This window comes from Nibrella viscosa (genome assembly GCF_039541875.1).
GTDB classification, from domain to species: Bacteria; Bacteroidota; Bacteroidia; order Cytophagales; family Spirosomataceae; genus Nibrella; species Nibrella viscosa.
This window is the reverse complement of the sequence record NZ_BAABHB010000019.1, coordinates 39505-54257: the sequence shown is the minus strand read 5'-3', so window position 1 is coordinate 54257 and position 14753 is coordinate 39505. Positions and strand designations below refer to the sequence as shown.

Below are 14753 nucleotides of genomic sequence, written 5' to 3'. Positions count from 1 at the left end.
AAGGAGGACAGGAGAATGGGATTATGGTTATGATTGGGGATCAGGAACTTGATTTAGTGCTGACTGACTTACTGGATTTGTATGGGTACGATTTCACCCAGTACGCAAAGGCATCGCTCAGGCGCCGGATTACGCGGCTATGGTCGCTGGACCGGTTCCCAAGTTTTGCCGAGCTGCGCCACCGGCTACGGTCAGACCCGGCGTACGTAAGCCGGTTTGTGGCCGAAATTACGGTCCATGTCACCGAGATGTTCCGCGACCCCACCTTTTACAAAGCGCTCCGGACCGATGTACTCAAAACGCTGGCCGCCAAACCCTTCATTCGCATCTGGCATGCGGGCTGCTCCACCGGCGAAGAAGTTTACTCTATGGCCATTCTGCTCAGCGAGGCTCAATTGCTGGCCAAATCCCTGCTGTATGCTACCGACCTCAACGCAGCCGTACTGGAAACTGCCCGCCGGGGCATTTACCCGCTGCAGCCTATGAAGCAGTATTCTGAAAACTACCTGCTCTCGGGCGGCACCGCCGATTTTTCCTGCTACTATACCGCGCAATACGGGCATGTGAAGTTCAGCGACGAACTGGCGGAGCGAATGGTTTTTTCGACCCACAATCTGGTATCGGACCGCTCCTTTAACGAGTTCGACCTGATTCTGTGCCGTAATGTGCTGATCTATTTCGACAAAACCCTGCAGGATCGCGTTCTGACTTTGTTTGACGAAAGCCTCAGTCCCCTGAGCTACCTGGCGCTGGGCAGCAAGGAAACCCTGAAGTTTTCGGGCATCGAGCCCAGATACAAGCAGCTCAATCGGGAAAAGATCTGGCGAAAAATCGGGTAAAAACGGTTTGTCAGGCAGAACCGGCTTATCTTTAGCGGGTAATTTCTGTCCATCGTCGCTACCAATAGCCCCAATCTTTGCCAAGAAGCTATGGTTCAGATACCATGCCAGCGTATATCTTTCTTCTTTAGTGTATGCCTGCTGCTGGTAGTAGCAGCCTGTCAGGAAAAGCCTTTTACCTTAGGGCAGGGAGCGCCCCAACTTGTCGGCACCTGGCGGCTGACAGAGCGGGCCGACTCCCGCGACACTTTGTTTACGGTCCGGAGTGTACCTGCCCTGCCGGTTCAGTCGATCACTTTTACCGCCGACGGCGCGGTCAGCAGCCAGGGCAAAGAGCTGGAGTATTACCGGCCGGCCCGCTACTATCGACTGGAAACCGGCCCGACCTCTTCACTTATCCGGTTCTATATCGGCCAGAACCACGCCAACTTCACTCAGGCCCTCTCCCTCCGCAGCGATACCTTAGACTTACTGCCCCTTTGCGAGCGGCCGTGCTACCTGCGTTTCGTGCGCAGCCGGTAATAGCAACCTGAACGAACCGGCTAAACACACAAAAGCCCCGGCACTTGCCGGGGCTGTCTGGTGACCCATAGGGGAATCGAACCCCTGTTTCATCCGTGAAAGGGACGTGTCCTAACCGCTAGACGAATGGGCCCTTTCTTAAGTGTGCAGCAGGCAGGTGTTGTACTCGAGAATAGCTGGCTGCCTACTGCACACCGCCAGTTATTCTGGTGACCCATAGGGGAATCGAACCCCTGTTTCATCCGTGAAAGGGACGTGTCCTAACCGCTAGACGAATGGGCCTTTTCAAGGTCCGCAGCCTTTGGGTTGCAGTGGGCAGAAAATCTGCCGGATGCCCCGGATCTGCGTCGGTTATGACCGTTTTTTCAAACGTGGTGCAAAGGTACGGGCATTTTCGTTAAATGCAAATACCTTCCTAAAAAAACTAGCCCAATAAGCCTTAAAAACCGCTTTTGTACTATTTTTGACAAATTAAAACGGATTGACTGTTAACATGTTCATAGTAACCCACTGCATGAAAAAAAACGCGCTGTTTTTGCTTTTTACCTTTATCTGCATCCAGGCCTGGGCACAATCCGGCTTACTGTCGCCGGCCCAGTTTCTGGGTTACCCAGTCGGCAGTAAGTTTACCCCCCACCACCGGGTTCTGGCCTATGCCGAGCAGATTGCCCGGCAGGCGCCTAATCGCGTGAAGCTCCTCCCCTACGGTACTACCTTTGAGGGGCGACCGCTGGTAGCCGTAATCGTAGCGTCGGAAGCAAACATGAACCGGCTGGAAGAGATCCGGACCAATAACCTGAAACGCATCGGCCTCCTGGATGGTCAGCCAACCTCAACTCCGCAACCGCCCATCGCCTGGCTGAGCTACAACGTGCACGGTAACGAGGCCGTCAGCTCCGAAGCCTTCATGGAGGTGCTGTACGGACTGCTGCAAACCAGCGATGCCGTAGCGCAGAAGATCCTGAACACCACCGTAGTCATGCTCGACCCTGGCCTTAACCCCGACGGCCACGACCGGTACGTGAACTGGTACAACCAGATGGTGGGCCGCAACCCGAATCCGACGCCTTTTGCCCGCGAACACCAGGAGCCGTGGCCCGGTGGCCGTTATACCCACTATATCTTCGACCCCAACCGCGACTGGGCCTGGCAAACGCAGGAGGTTACCCAGCAGCGTATGGCCCTATACCAGCAGTGGATGCCGCAACTGCATGGCGATTTTCACGAAATGGGCCCCGAAAGTCCTTATTATTTTGCCCCCTCGGCCAAGCCTTTTCACGAAGATATTACACCCTGGCAGCGCCAGTTTCAGGATATTATCGGCCAGTACAATACCCGTTATTTCGACCGCAACCACTGGCTGTACTATACCCGCGAACGCTTCGACCTGTTTTACCCCAGCTACGGCGATACCTGGCCTACCTATAACGGAGCCATCGGCATGACATTTGAGCAGGGTGGTGGCGGCCGCGCCGGTCTGGCTCTCGAAAAGAACGACGGCGATACCCTGACCCTCCGGCAGCGCATAGACCACCATGTTGCCGCCAGCATCGCTACGCTGGAATCCGTAGCCGACCGTCCCGATCAGGTGGTGAAGGAGTTTGTCAGTTATTTCGATAAGTCCCGCAACACGCCCATCGGTGCCTATAAATCGTACGTGATTAAAGCCAACGGCGACGAAGGTCGCATGAAAGCCCTCCGCCAACTGCTCGACCGCAATCAGATCCGTTACGGCTACGCCGGCAAATCGCAGACGGCGCCGGCGTTTAACTACGCGACGCAAAAAAACGAGAAGAGTGTTACGGTAGCGCCGGAGGATCTGGTTATCAGTGCCTACCAGCCTAAATCAACCCTGCTGAAGATCCTGTTTGAGCCGGCCTCCAAACTGGAAGATTCCGTTACGTACGATATTACGGCCTGGTCCATTCCGTATGCGTTCGGCGTTGGGACTTACGGCCTTACTTCCCGGATAGATCCCGTAGCCAGTGCGCCGAAGTTGGCAGTTGCCGTTGCGCCTTCGGTCAGCAAACCCTACGCGTATGTAGCCCGGTGGCAGTCGCTGCCATCGGTGCAGTTGCTGGCCGGCCTCCTGAAGCAGAAAGTGCGGGTTCGGGCGGCCGAAAAAGAGTTTGAAGTCAACGGACAGACCTACCCGGCCGGTACGCTGATTCTTACCCGAACCGGTAACGAACGCCTGGGCGACCGCTTCGACGCCGTTGTGCAGCAGGCAGCAACGGAGGCCGGCATCCCGGTAACGCCAATTGCCTCCGGCTATGTTACCAAAGGGTCTGACTTTGGTTCGGGCTCGGTGCTGTCGCTGAAAAACCCCCGCGTGGGCATGGTGGTAGGCGAAGGCACCTCGCCTACCGATGTCGGTGAGGTCTGGTACTACTTCGATCAGGAGCTTAATTATCCGGTCACGCTGATCGACGGTCAGAGCCTGGCAAACGTAGACTGGCGTAAACTGGATGTGCTGATTTTGCCGTCGGGCAGCTACGCCCGCATTCTGACGGAACGGACCATGACCTCCCTGAAAGACTGGGTACGGTCTGGAGGGAAGCTGATTGCGCTGGAGCGGGCGGCTGCCTACCTGGCCGGTAAGCCGGATTTTGAGCTAAAGGAAAAAGAGGACCCGGAGGAAAAAAGCAAAGGACGGGCTGGCAGTACGGCCAACCGGAAAGCCAACCCGGTCGATTCGTTAAAAATTTACGGCGACCGGGAACGCAGCGCCATCTCCGACGAAACTCCCGGCAGTATCTACCGCCTGAATCTGGACACGACCCACCCGCTGGCCTTTGGTCTGACCAACGGCTACTACGCCCTGGTGCAGGATGCCTACAATTTCGACTTTCTGAAGTCGGGCTGGAATGTGGGCTACCTGAAAGACAACAATTACGTGGCGGGTTTTGCCGGCCGCAATGCGAAGGAAAAGCTGAAGAATACCCTGATTATGGGTGAGCAGCCCCTGGGACGGGGTTCTATCATCTACCTGGCCAATGATCCCTTGTTCCGGGGTTTCTGGTACAATGGCAAGCTGCTGTTCGGCAACGCTGTCTTTATGACCGGCAACTAATTTTATAGTCCATATCTTTTAACGTAAAGACCGGCTGCGGGAGTGTCGGTCTTTATTTTTTACCCAAATACCGTAAAAACTCCATTAACTTTGCTTATCCAACTATAACCTAACCAATATTACCCTGGTGAAATGTTTACGTGTGCTACTCGCGCTTCAGTTGATTAGCCTTTCTTTAGTTGCTCAAAAGAAAAACGAATCGTATCAATACCACATTCGAAAGGCCACCTCACCTATCAAAATAGATGGGGTGCTGGACGAACAGGCCTGGCGCGATGCCGATGTAGCCTCGGACTTTTACATGGTCCTGCCAATGGACACCAGTGCCGCCAAGGTGCGCACCGACGTTCAGATGACCTACGACAACCAGAACGTATACATCACCGCCATCTGCTACCACGCCCTGCCCGGCCCCTACATGGTTGAATCGCTCCGGCGCGACTGGAACTTCGGCAAAAACGACAATTTTATCTTCTTCATTGACCCCTTCGACGACCAGACCAACGGCTTTACCTTCGGGACCAACGCGGCCGGGGCGCAGTGGGATGGATTACTCTTTGAAGGCGGACAGGCCAACCTGAACTGGGATAATAAGTGGACGTCGGTGGTGAAGAACTACGACGACAAATATATTTTTGAAGCGGCCATTCCGTTCAAGACCATCCGCTACAAAAAAGGCATTACCCGCTGGGGTATCAACTTCAGCCGGCTCGATCTGAAAACAACGGAGAAATCGAGCTGGGCACCAGTACCCCGGCAGTTCCCGACGGCTTCGCTGGCCTATACGGGTATTCTGGTCTGGGATCAGCCCCCGCCGAGCGCCGGCCCCAATGTTTCCATTATTCCCTACGCCCTGGCCGGCGTATCGCGGGAGTACAGAATGGACCGACCCAGCGAATACCGCCGGGATGTGGGCGTCGATGCCAAGGTCGCCGTCACCTCCTCGCTGAACCTGGACCTGACGGTGAACCCGGACTTCTCGCAGGTCGATGTAGACCGGCAGGTAACCAATCTCGACCGCTTCGAGTTGTTCTTTCCCGAACGGCGGCAGTTCTTTCTGGAGAACGGCGATATGTTTACCAACTTCGGCTACGCCACCATTCGTCCGTTTTTTTCCCGCCGGATCGGCCTGGGTGTTCCAATCCGGTTTGGTGCCCGGCTCAGCGGGAAGCTGAACAAAGACTGGCGCATCGGGCTGATGGATATGCAGACCGGCCGTGTTGACGAAACGGGCCTGCCCGCCCAGAACTTTGCCGTGTTCGCGCTGCAACGGCGCATATTTGCCCGGTCAAACATCGGAATCATCGGCATAAACAAAGAGTCTGTCGACTACACCCCGCAGGCCGACAAACCGCAGTACTCGCAGTATAACCGGAATTTCGGCTTTGAGTACAACCTGGCATCGTCAAATAACAAATGGACCGGTAAGGCGCTGGTGCTGCGCTCATTCAGCCCCGGCCCGTCCGGCAACGATTATGTCCACGCCGGTAACCTGCTCTACAACAGCCGGAAACTCACTCTGGGCTGGCAGCACGAATACGTAGGGCGAAACTACACGGCCGAAGTGGGCTATGTACCCCGGCGCGGCTACGTGAAGATAAACCCAACGGCAAGTTATCTGCTGTTCCCGAAAGGAGGCATTGTGCTTAGCCACGGGCCCCGAATCAGCTCCACCTACTTCTTTAATGAATCCATGAAGCAGACCGACAATGAAACCTTCCTTGCCTACACGGTCGGTTTCCGCAGCCGCAGCTCGTTTGTGACCTGGGTTGCCCACGATTATGTCAAACTGTTACAGCCCTTTGACCCGACCAATACCGGACTGGATACCCTGGCCCGCGGTACCGAGCACCGCTGGAATGCCTGGGGCACCGAGTTTGTCTCGAAACCGCAAAGCGTATTTACCTACGCCTTTTCTACCCGCTACGGAGGCTATTATGCCGGTGGTACGCGGTTGAACCTGACCTCAGAGGTAGGGTATCGGTTCCAGCCGTTTGTGAGCGTAGCCGTAAGCTCCAGCTATAACGACATCCGGCTGCCGCAGCCCTGGGGTAACCGGACCTTCTGGCTGGTTGGACCGCGGATAGACATCACCATGACTAATACGCTGTACTTTACGGCCTTTATGCAGTACAACGAGCAGGCTCGGAACGTAAATCTGAACACCCGGCTTCAGTGGCGATACAAACCGGCCTCCGACCTGTTTATTGTGTATACCGACAACTACCTGCCCGGCTCCTTTGCTGTAAAAAATCGCGCACTGGTGATCAAATTCACCTATTGGTGGAATGTGTAACCCCAATTGGGTAATAGGTTTCACAGTATGTAGCGCAACTCCCGGATATTTTGTTGATTTAACCGGAGGATAAGCCCGTCATTCGAGCATTTTGCAAAATTGGCACACCATTTGTAATGTAGTAAGCAAACGCCCAGAGACGCACTGACCACCTGGTTACACGCAACGGGCCAGCAAACAGAAACCAAATCGATCGGCCGATGGATAAAATCCGAAGACCAATTGATCGTAATACAACAAATACTCAACGCCATGAAAAATTTTGCAAAATGCCTGATTCCTTATTTATTATCGCTCATTCTGTTCTTTCTGATGAGCAGTTGTGAAGTGGTTGGTGGAATCTTTAAAGCAGGTGCCTATACCGGAATTATTGCAGTCCTTGTTGTCGTTTTCTTAATCATCTGGGCCGGCTCCCGTCTGTTTGGTGGCCGGAGAAGACTTTAAGCGATAGATACCCGACTCAAAACAGAAAGCCCCGCCTGATGAAGCGGGGCTTTCTGTTTTGATAGCCTACCTGAGGTCAGGCTACCAGTTCCACCAGTTTATCGTGCTGAATTACGGCTTTCAGCTTTTCGCCCAGCTCGTCGGAAGCCTTCATCAGCGGCAGCCGCACATCTGAGTGGATAAGCCCCATAATCTCCAGAATTTTCTTGATACCAACGGGATTGCCTTCTTCGTACAGCAGCGGATCAACGCGGAGAAAATGCCCCAGTTCCTGACGGGCAAAGGCAAAATCACCCCGCAGGGCAGCCTCGATCATTCCCGAAAACTTCGCCGGGAAGGCGTTGGCAATAACCGACATGACCCCTACCCCACCGATGCTGATGATGGGTACGGCCTGCACGTCGTCGCCCGAAATGAGCAGAAAATCGGCCGGCTTGTCGCGGGCGATCTCCATGCACTGCTCAATCACACAGGACGCTTCTTTTACGCCGATGATGTTCGGGTGTTCGGCCAGGGTGCAGATGGTCTCCGCCGATAGGTTGATACCCGTCCGGGGCGGGATATTGTACAGGATCACCGGCACCGGGCTGGCATCGGCCACCCGTGTAAAATGCTCGATGACACCCCGCTTACCCGGCTTGTTGTAATAGGGGCAGACCGACAGAATAGCGTCAATGCCGTCGAAATCTGTATCCTGTATGGTCGCTACCACATCGGAGGTGACGTTTCCGCCGATGCCGTACACGATGGGCAGCCGTTTATAGTTTTTTTCTTTGAGGAAATTCAGTAGCTGTTTTTTCTCCGATTTGGTTACGGTCGGGGATTCACCGGTTGTGCCCTGCAGCACAAAATATTTGACTCCACCGTCGGAAACGTGCTGGATCAGCCGCCCGAAGCCGTCGAAGTCAACAGAATGATCGGCCTGGAACGGGGTAACAATAGCCACCCCGACGCCGTGGAAACGAGTATCCATGTAACTTGGATGAAAAATGAAAACTGGGTTTGTTTAGACAAAGTTACGAAATCATTGCTATAAACTCCTGCTCCCCAATCATATTCACCCCTAACTTACGGGCTTTATCGACTTTGGACGGGCCGGCATTTTCGCCCACGATCAGGTAACTGAGCTTTTTGGATACGCCACTGAGCAGCTTGCCGCCATTGGCCTGGATGCGCTCTTCCAGCTCCTCCCGGCTGAAATGGGCGAACGTACCGGTATATAAGAAGGTCTTACCATCCAGTTTACTGCTCTCGGGCTCCACAATTTTTCGGTCGGCTGCAAATTGCAGGCCCGCCTGCCGCAGCCGCTCCACGAAGCGCTGGTTGTCCGGGTCGGCAAACCAGGCCACAATACTCTGGGCAATACGCGGCCCCACCTCCGGCACGTTCACCAGCGTTTCGTACGGGGCCGCCATCAGCTCATCCATACTGCCGAAATAATCGGCAAGCTTCTCGGCGGTGGTATTACCCACGTACCGGATACCCAGGGCAAATAAAACATTCGGGAACGGCTGCTGCCTGGAGCGTTCGATGGCGGTCAGGATATTCTCTACCGTTTTCTCCCGGAAGCTCACCACGCGGATTTTGCCGGACTCCTCATCGGTATAGGCTTTCTCCAGGCCCAGCAGCTTTTCGGTCGTGAGATCATACAGGTCGGCGGGGTTTTCGAGCAGGCCTTTGTCAATAAGCAGCTCGATCTTCCCCTCGCCCAGGCTTTCGATGTTCATGGCCCGACGCTGAATGAAGTGCTCCAGCCGGGCCTGCCGCTGCGGAGGACAGCTCTTTTCGTTGGGGCAATAAAAATGCGCTTCTCCCTCCTTCCGCACCAGCGGGGTACCGCAGGCGGGGCAGTGCGTCGGGTAGTCGATGGGGACGCTCGCGGCCGTGCGTTTTGCCAAGTCAACGCCGGTCACTTTGGGTATAATCTCCCCGCCTTTTTCGATAAATACGGTATCGTTGAGCATCACACCCAGCCGCTGGATCTCGTTGGCGTTGTGTAGTGACGCCCGTTTGACCACCGTGCCGGCCAGCAGCACCGGCTTCAGGTGCGCTACCGGCGTAACGGCCCCCGTGCGGCCCACCTGGTACGAAACGGAATTGAGCGTGGTACTGGCCGCCTGCGCTTTATATTTGTAGGCGATGGCCCAGCGGGGGCTTTTGGCCGTAAAGCCCAGTTCGCGCTGCTGATCGTAGCGGTTCACCTTAATCACAATGCCGTCGGTGGCCAGCGGTAGCGAATACCGGTTGGTCTCCCATTCCTGAATATACGCCATCACCTCCTGAATGGTACGGCAGGTGCGCCAGGTTGGCGAGACGTTGAATCCCCATTGGTTCATGGCCACCAGGCTCTCCTCATGCGTCTGAAAGATCTCCGGCTCCGACAGAAAGCTGTACAGGTAACAATCGAGCCGGCGTTTGGCAACGATGGCCGAATCCTGCTGTTTGAAGGTCCCCGAAGCAGCATTGCGCGGATTGGCCAGCAGCGGCTCGCCAATGTCTTCCCGCTCCTTATTGATCCGCTCAAACTCCGCCAGGGGCAGAAACCCTTCGCCCCGTACCTCAAACAGCGGGGGTATTTTGTCGCCGTGTATGCGTAACGGTAGCGTCCGGATGGTCCGGATGTTGTGCGTAATATCGTCGCCCCGGACACCGTCGCCCCGTGTGGCCCCCTGCACCAGCACGCCGTTTTCGTAGGTCATGCTGAGGGCTACTCCATCAAATTTCAGTTCACAGACGTAGGTATAAGGCTGGTCGTTGAGTCCTTTTCTGACCCGGTTGTCAAACTCCACCAGTTCGACTTCCGAATAAGTGTTGCCCAGCGACAGCATCGGGAAGCGGTGGTAAACCGTCGGAAATTCTTTGCTGACGGTCCCGCCCACCCGCAGCGACGGCGTATCGGGCCGGCGGAACTCCGGGTATTGGCGTTCCAGGCCGATGAGTTCTTCCAGCAACGTATCGAACGTGTAGTCGTCCACTTCCGAGATACTGTTCTGATAATACTGATAATTATAGTAGTTGATTTTGTCGGTTAATTCGTGGATGCGTTCCTGAGGAGACATAAAATCGGTGACCAAAATGATACACAAAACAGCGTGTAAAACGGTTTTATTTCAACTATCGGCCAAAAAAACTTAGTTTTACAGGATAGTAACCGCTGAATTATGAATAAACCCATCATTGCTCCTTCTATTCTGGCCGCCGATTTTGCCAATCTGCAACGGGATATTGACCTGATCAACCGGAGTGATGCCGGCTGGATTCACGTTGATATCATGGACGGAGTTTTTGTACCCAATATATCGTTTGGTCTGCCCATTGTAGATGCGGTACGCCGACTCGCCCAAAAGCCCCTGGACGTTCACCTGATGATTGTGCAGCCGGAGCGATACCTGGAAGCCTTTGCCAGGGCCGGGGCCGCTACCATTACGGTGCATTACGAAGCCTGCACTCACCTGCACCGGACACTTACCCAGATCCGGGAGCTGGGCTGCCGGGCCGGCGTGGCCCTGAACCCGCACACGCCCGTACCCTTGCTGGAAGATGTGCTGGAGCAAATCGACCAGGTGCTGCTGATGTCGGTAAATCCGGGCTTTGGTGGACAGACATTTATTGAGCATACCTACCGGAAGATTGCCCGCCTGAAACACCTGCTGACGACGCACCGGCTACCGGCCCTGATTGAAGTCGACGGCGGGGTGGGTCCTGATAATGCCGGGCGGCTGCTGGATGCCGGTGCCGATGTGCTGGTGGCCGGTACGTCGGTTTTTAAAGCAGATGATCCCATGGCGGCCATCCGGGAACTGGGCGAGTACCCGAAACCCGCGCTGGCCTAAGCTGATATTGATTTTTAGCCATACTAGGCTGCCTACCTTATGAAAACAGTATATCTGGCTGCAGCAGTGGGATTTAGCCTGCTGATTACCGCCTGCCGTAACCATCAAACAAACCAGTCTGATGCACTGGCATCGACGCTGCCCGGTCAGCATGAGCCGACGGGGCCATCCACACCGGACTGGGCCAAAAACGCCACCATTTACGAGGTAAATGTCCGCCAATTCTCCCCTAAAGGCACGTTTGCTGCCGTAGAAGAACACCTGCCCCGGTTGAAAGAGCTTGGGGCCGACATTATCTGGCTCATGCCTATTTACCCAATCGGGACTGAGAAACGATTGGGCCGACTGGGAAATCCGTATGCCGTCGCCAACTACACGGCTGTCAATCCTGATTTTGGGACTATGGCCGATTTCAAATCACTTGTCCGGCGGGCGCATGACGTAGGCTTACGGGTAATTATCGACTGGGTGCCCGACCATACCAGTTGGGATCATCCCTGGATAAACGAACACCCGGACTGGTATGTGCAGAAGAATGGCCGGATTATCTCGCCTGTCACCAACGAGGGCAAGCCCACCGGCTGGAATGACGTGGCCCAGTTGAACTACAATAACCCGGATTTGCGGGCGTCGATGATCAAAGCTATGCAGTTCTGGGTTAAAGAAGCCGATGTGGATGGGTTCCGGCTCGAAGTAGCCGGCATGGTTCCCAATGATTTCTGGCAGGAAGCCCGTGCGGCCCTGGACCGCCTAAAGCCGGTCTTCCTGCTGTCGGAGTGGGATAACGACCCGGCGCATTTCAAATGGTCGAATGCCAATTACGGCTGGAACCTGTATCATTTACTGAAGGATATTGCCGCCGGCAAACGCCCGGCTGCGGCAATCGATACCCTGCTCAACCATAATCAAAGAAACTACCCGGCCTGGTATTACCAGATGCACTTTATCCATACCCACGACGAAAATTCGCACCGGGGTACGCTCCAGGAAACATTCGGTCCGGCGGCCGATGTCTTTGCTGTACTGACGGCCACTCTGGAAGGCATGCCGCTGATCTATAACGGCATGGAATCAAATCTGAATAAACAATTGTCGTTTTACGATAAAGACACCATTCCCTGGGACACGTATTCGAAAAGCCGCTTCTTTAAAACGCTTTTCACCCTGAAACACCGGAATAAAGCGCTCTGGAACGGGCTGGCAGGGGGGCAGGCCATTAAAATTCCGACCAGCCAGGACGATAAAGCCTATGCATTCTACCGGCGGAAAGACAACGACTGGATCACCGTCATCCTGAATCTCAGCGACCAGCCCCTGACCATTCGGCTGAACGGCGAAGGCTACGAGGGCCGGTACACCGAAGTCTTTACCCGCCAGCCGGCCGAACTAAAACCCCAGATGACCGTTTCACTCAAGCCCTGGGGATATCAGGTGTATACGAATTAGTTGGTTCGTTCGTTCGCCAGATAACTGGTCAATTCGGGTATAACCCGTTAACCAATGAACTCATGAACCAATCAACAGGCTCAAGAATGCCGTTGCATCATGCGTATGTTTTTGCTGTTACTGAGTGTTTATCTGTATTCGGGTGATATCCATAGCCAGGCTCAGCCAATTCACTGGGCCAGTCAGGTCGTAGATTTCTCGTCGGAAAGCAAAGGCGAACCCTTTAGTCAGCAGTATCGGGCTACGCAGGTGCTGGGGCGACCCAATAAACTGCCTAACCTGGGCGAAAGCCCCTGCGCGTGGTCACCCGCCAATCCGGAGAGCCCCGCCGAGGAGTGGATACGCGTACGGTTTGACAAAGCCGTGGCGATCCGGCAGGTGGTTGTGGCAGAAAACGTTAATCCGGGCAGCGTTACGCAGGTGATGGTGTATGACCGGAATGGCCGCGAACATACCGTTTACCAGAATGCCAATCCCGCCCCCCGAACCGACCCCCTGCTGCGCATCCTGTTGCCGGATTCGTCGCTGGTTGGGCAGGAGGTTAAAGTAGTAATCAATCCCGGAAAGCTGAAGGGGCCAAACCAGATCGATGCCATCGGCATTACCAGTGCGGCCACTCCGGTAACGGTAGCCATTCCCCTGGCCAAAGATACCCCCAAAGACCTACAGAAGGAGAACCTGGGCAAAAATATCAATTCGGCGGGTGAAGAAGTGGCCCCCGTGATTACCCCCGACGGTCGTACGCTGTACTTTACCCGGCGCTACCACCCGAAAAACATCGGTTCTGCCGAATTTCAGGACATCTGGTACTCGCGGCTGGTCGCTAAAGATGAATGGGGTGAAGCCGTCAATCTGGGTCCACCCATCAACACCCCCGATCACAACGCCATCAGCGGGATTTCGCCCGACGGCCGCACCATGTACCTGACCAATATTTACAAGCCCGACGGTACGCTGGCGTTTGGCATATCCCGGTCGGTCAAGACCAAAAATGGCTGGTCGACCCCGGTCGAGTGCAAAATCAAGAACAATTATAATATCCACAAGCGGGGCAATATGGAGTTTACCGTGGCGCCCAACGGCCGGGTTATGGTGATTGCCGTGCAGCGGAAAGATTCGTACGGCGACAAAGATCTGTATGTAACCTTTCTGCTGCCCGACCAGACCTGGAGCGAGCCGAAGCATATGGGGCCTATTCTGAACACGGCCGACTACGAAGGAACGCCCTTTATTGCCTCCGATTCCAAGTCGTTGTACTTCTCCTCGTCGGGGCACCCCGAGTACGGCGACGGCGACGTTTTTGTAAGCCGCCGGCTCGATAGCACCTGGACCCAGTGGTCGCTGCCAGAAAACCTGGGGCCCCAGATCAATACGCCGGAGTGGGACGGCTATTTTACCATTCCGGCCTCCGGTGATTTCGCCTACCTGAGTTCCAAACAAAACTCCCTGGGCAACAACGATCTGTTTCGGCTGAAGCTACCGCCCAGCATCAAACCTGAACCGGTTGCTATTGTATCCGGGCAGGTGCTGGATGCCCTAAGTAACAAGCCGGTCTCGTCGGAGGTGGTCACCACCCTGCTCGGGAGCAGCACCGAAATCACGCGGGTGGATTTTGACGCCGAAACCGGTGAGTACAAAATGGTGCTTCCCGTGCAGAAAGCGTATAGCCTCACCGCCCAGAAAGAAGGGTATTTTCCGACCCGTGAGATCCTCGACCTCAGCCGGGAAAAACGCTTCCGCGAAATACGCCGGAACCTGTACCTGTCGCCGGTCAAATCCGGGCAGAAGATGGTGCTCCGGGAGGTGCTGTTTGAGCAAAGCAAAGCCGACCTGCTGCCCTCCTCCTACGCCGAACTGGACCGCCTGACGGTGCTGATGAACGAAAACCCGGTGATGGAGGTGCTGGTAGAAGGGCATACCGACAACCAGGGCGAATGGGAGTTGAACATGAGACTGGCTGAAGACCGGGTACAGATGGTAAAATCGTACCTGACCGGCAAAGGTATAGCCGCCGACCGGATACAAACTAAAGCCTGGGGACCGAGCAAACCGATTGCCAGCAACCAGACCGAAGAAAAACGTAAGCTGAACCGACGGGTCGAATTTACGATTCTGAAAATGTAACCTGCCCGCCCTGCCCTACTCTATGTTGCTGGTGATAGTCCGGGATACACTCCACCAAAAAGGTGACGCACGCCGTACCTACCTGTTTATGCCGATGCACAGCCCGTCAACTTTTACCTGCCCGGGGAGGCTGGGTTTATCCAGCGCGTTGACCTGGATGAGCCTGATAGCGTTTT

Annotated in this window: 10 protein-coding genes and 2 tRNA genes; 8 read left to right on the top strand and 4 right to left on the bottom strand. The window is 55.0% G+C overall.

The genetic code is table 11. The features are described from left to right. Positions 1-29 precede the first annotated feature (29 nt). Complete coding sequence (locus tag ABD931_RS27360; protein ID WP_345271288.1) at positions 30-839, top strand: CheR family methyltransferase; 810 nt, start codon at positions 30-32, stop codon at positions 837-839. 90 nt (positions 840-929) lie between these two features. Continuing rightward, positions 930-1361, top strand: a complete 432-nt coding sequence (locus tag ABD931_RS27355; protein WP_345271225.1) for a hypothetical protein — start codon at positions 930-932, stop codon at positions 1359-1361. A gap of 58 nt (positions 1362-1419) precedes the next feature. Here the strand turns inward: ABD931_RS27355 and ABD931_RS27350 are convergent. After that, positions 1420-1494 (bottom strand) — tRNA-Glu (locus ABD931_RS27350). 74 nt (positions 1495-1568) lie between these two features. Next, positions 1569-1643: transfer RNA gene (locus ABD931_RS27345), tRNA-Glu, on the bottom strand. A 232-nt stretch (positions 1644-1875) separates the two neighbouring features. Here ABD931_RS27345 and ABD931_RS27340 point away from each other — a divergent pair. The 3 genes from ABD931_RS27340 (at position 1876) to ABD931_RS27330 (ending at position 7174) form a co-directional block, all read left to right on the top strand. Further along, positions 1876-4434, top strand: coding sequence for a M14 family metallopeptidase (locus ABD931_RS27340; RefSeq protein WP_345271223.1), 2559 nt, complete (start codon positions 1876-1878; stop codon positions 4432-4434). A 124-nt stretch (positions 4435-4558) separates the two neighbouring features. Next, the gene (locus ABD931_RS27335) at positions 4559-6730 is read left to right on the top strand and encodes a carbohydrate binding family 9 domain-containing protein (protein WP_370469361.1); all 2172 of its coding nucleotides are present in this window, start codon (positions 4559-4561) and stop codon (positions 6728-6730) included. A gap of 252 nt (positions 6731-6982) precedes the next feature. Further along, entirely contained in the window at positions 6983-7174 is a 192-nt protein-coding gene (locus tag ABD931_RS27330) for a hypothetical protein (RefSeq protein ID WP_345271221.1), read from the top strand. A 76-nt stretch (positions 7175-7250) separates the two neighbouring features. Here the strand turns inward: ABD931_RS27330 and dapA are convergent, their stop codons facing one another. Both dapA and ligA read right to left on the bottom strand, forming a co-directional pair. Continuing rightward, positions 7251-8147, bottom strand: coding sequence for a 4-hydroxy-tetrahydrodipicolinate synthase (gene dapA / locus ABD931_RS27325; protein WP_345271220.1), 897 nt, complete (start codon positions 8145-8147; stop codon positions 7251-7253). A 43-nt stretch (positions 8148-8190) separates the two neighbouring features. Then, entirely contained in the window at positions 8191-10233 is a 2043-nt protein-coding gene (ligA, locus tag ABD931_RS27320; protein ID WP_345271219.1) for an NAD-dependent DNA ligase LigA, read from the bottom strand. A gap of 102 nt (positions 10234-10335) precedes the next feature. Here ligA and rpe point away from each other — a divergent pair, with 102 nt between their 5' ends. The 3 genes from rpe (at position 10336) to ABD931_RS27305 (ending at position 14577) form a co-directional block, all read left to right on the top strand. Beyond that, positions 10336-11007, top strand: coding sequence for a ribulose-phosphate 3-epimerase (gene rpe, locus ABD931_RS27315; RefSeq protein WP_345271218.1), 672 nt, complete (start codon positions 10336-10338; stop codon positions 11005-11007). Positions 11008-11046: 39 nt separating this feature from the next. Further along, positions 11047-12453 carry an alpha-amylase family glycosyl hydrolase gene (locus ABD931_RS27310; RefSeq protein ID WP_345271216.1) on the top strand — a complete coding sequence of 469 codons (1407 nt, stop codon included), beginning with the start codon at positions 11047-11049 and terminating at the stop codon, positions 12451-12453. 105 nt (positions 12454-12558) lie between these two features. Then, positions 12559-14577: an OmpA family protein gene (locus tag ABD931_RS27305; RefSeq protein ID WP_345271215.1), complete on the top strand. Its 2019-nt coding sequence runs from the start codon at positions 12559-12561 to the stop codon at positions 14575-14577. Positions 14578-14753: the final 176 nt, after the last annotated feature.

Bases quoted from the DNA above. Each gene is read 5' to 3' on its own strand.
- ABD931_RS27360 (WP_345271288.1), top strand. From the start codon at position 30: ATGATTGGGGATCAGGAACTTGATTTAGTGCTGACTGACTTACTGGAT.
- ABD931_RS27355 (WP_345271225.1), top strand. From the start codon at position 930: ATGGTTCAGATACCATGCCAGCGTATATCTTTCTTCTTTAGTGTATGC.
- ABD931_RS27340 (WP_345271223.1), top strand. From the start codon at position 1,876: ATGAAAAAAAACGCGCTGTTTTTGCTTTTTACCTTTATCTGCATCCAG.
- ABD931_RS27330 (WP_345271221.1), top strand. From the start codon at position 6,983: ATGAAAAATTTTGCAAAATGCCTGATTCCTTATTTATTATCGCTCATT.
- dapA (WP_345271220.1), bottom strand. From the start codon at position 8,147: ATGGATACTCGTTTCCACGGCGTCGGGGTGGCTATTGTTACCCCGTTC.
- ligA (WP_345271219.1), bottom strand. From the start codon at position 10,233: ATGTCTCCTCAGGAACGCATCCACGAATTAACCGACAAAATCAACTAC.
- rpe (WP_345271218.1), top strand. From the start codon at position 10,336: ATGAATAAACCCATCATTGCTCCTTCTATTCTGGCCGCCGATTTTGCC.
- ABD931_RS27310 (WP_345271216.1), top strand. From the start codon at position 11,047: ATGAAAACAGTATATCTGGCTGCAGCAGTGGGATTTAGCCTGCTGATT.
- ABD931_RS27305 (WP_345271215.1), top strand. From the start codon at position 12,559: ATGTTTTTGCTGTTACTGAGTGTTTATCTGTATTCGGGTGATATCCAT.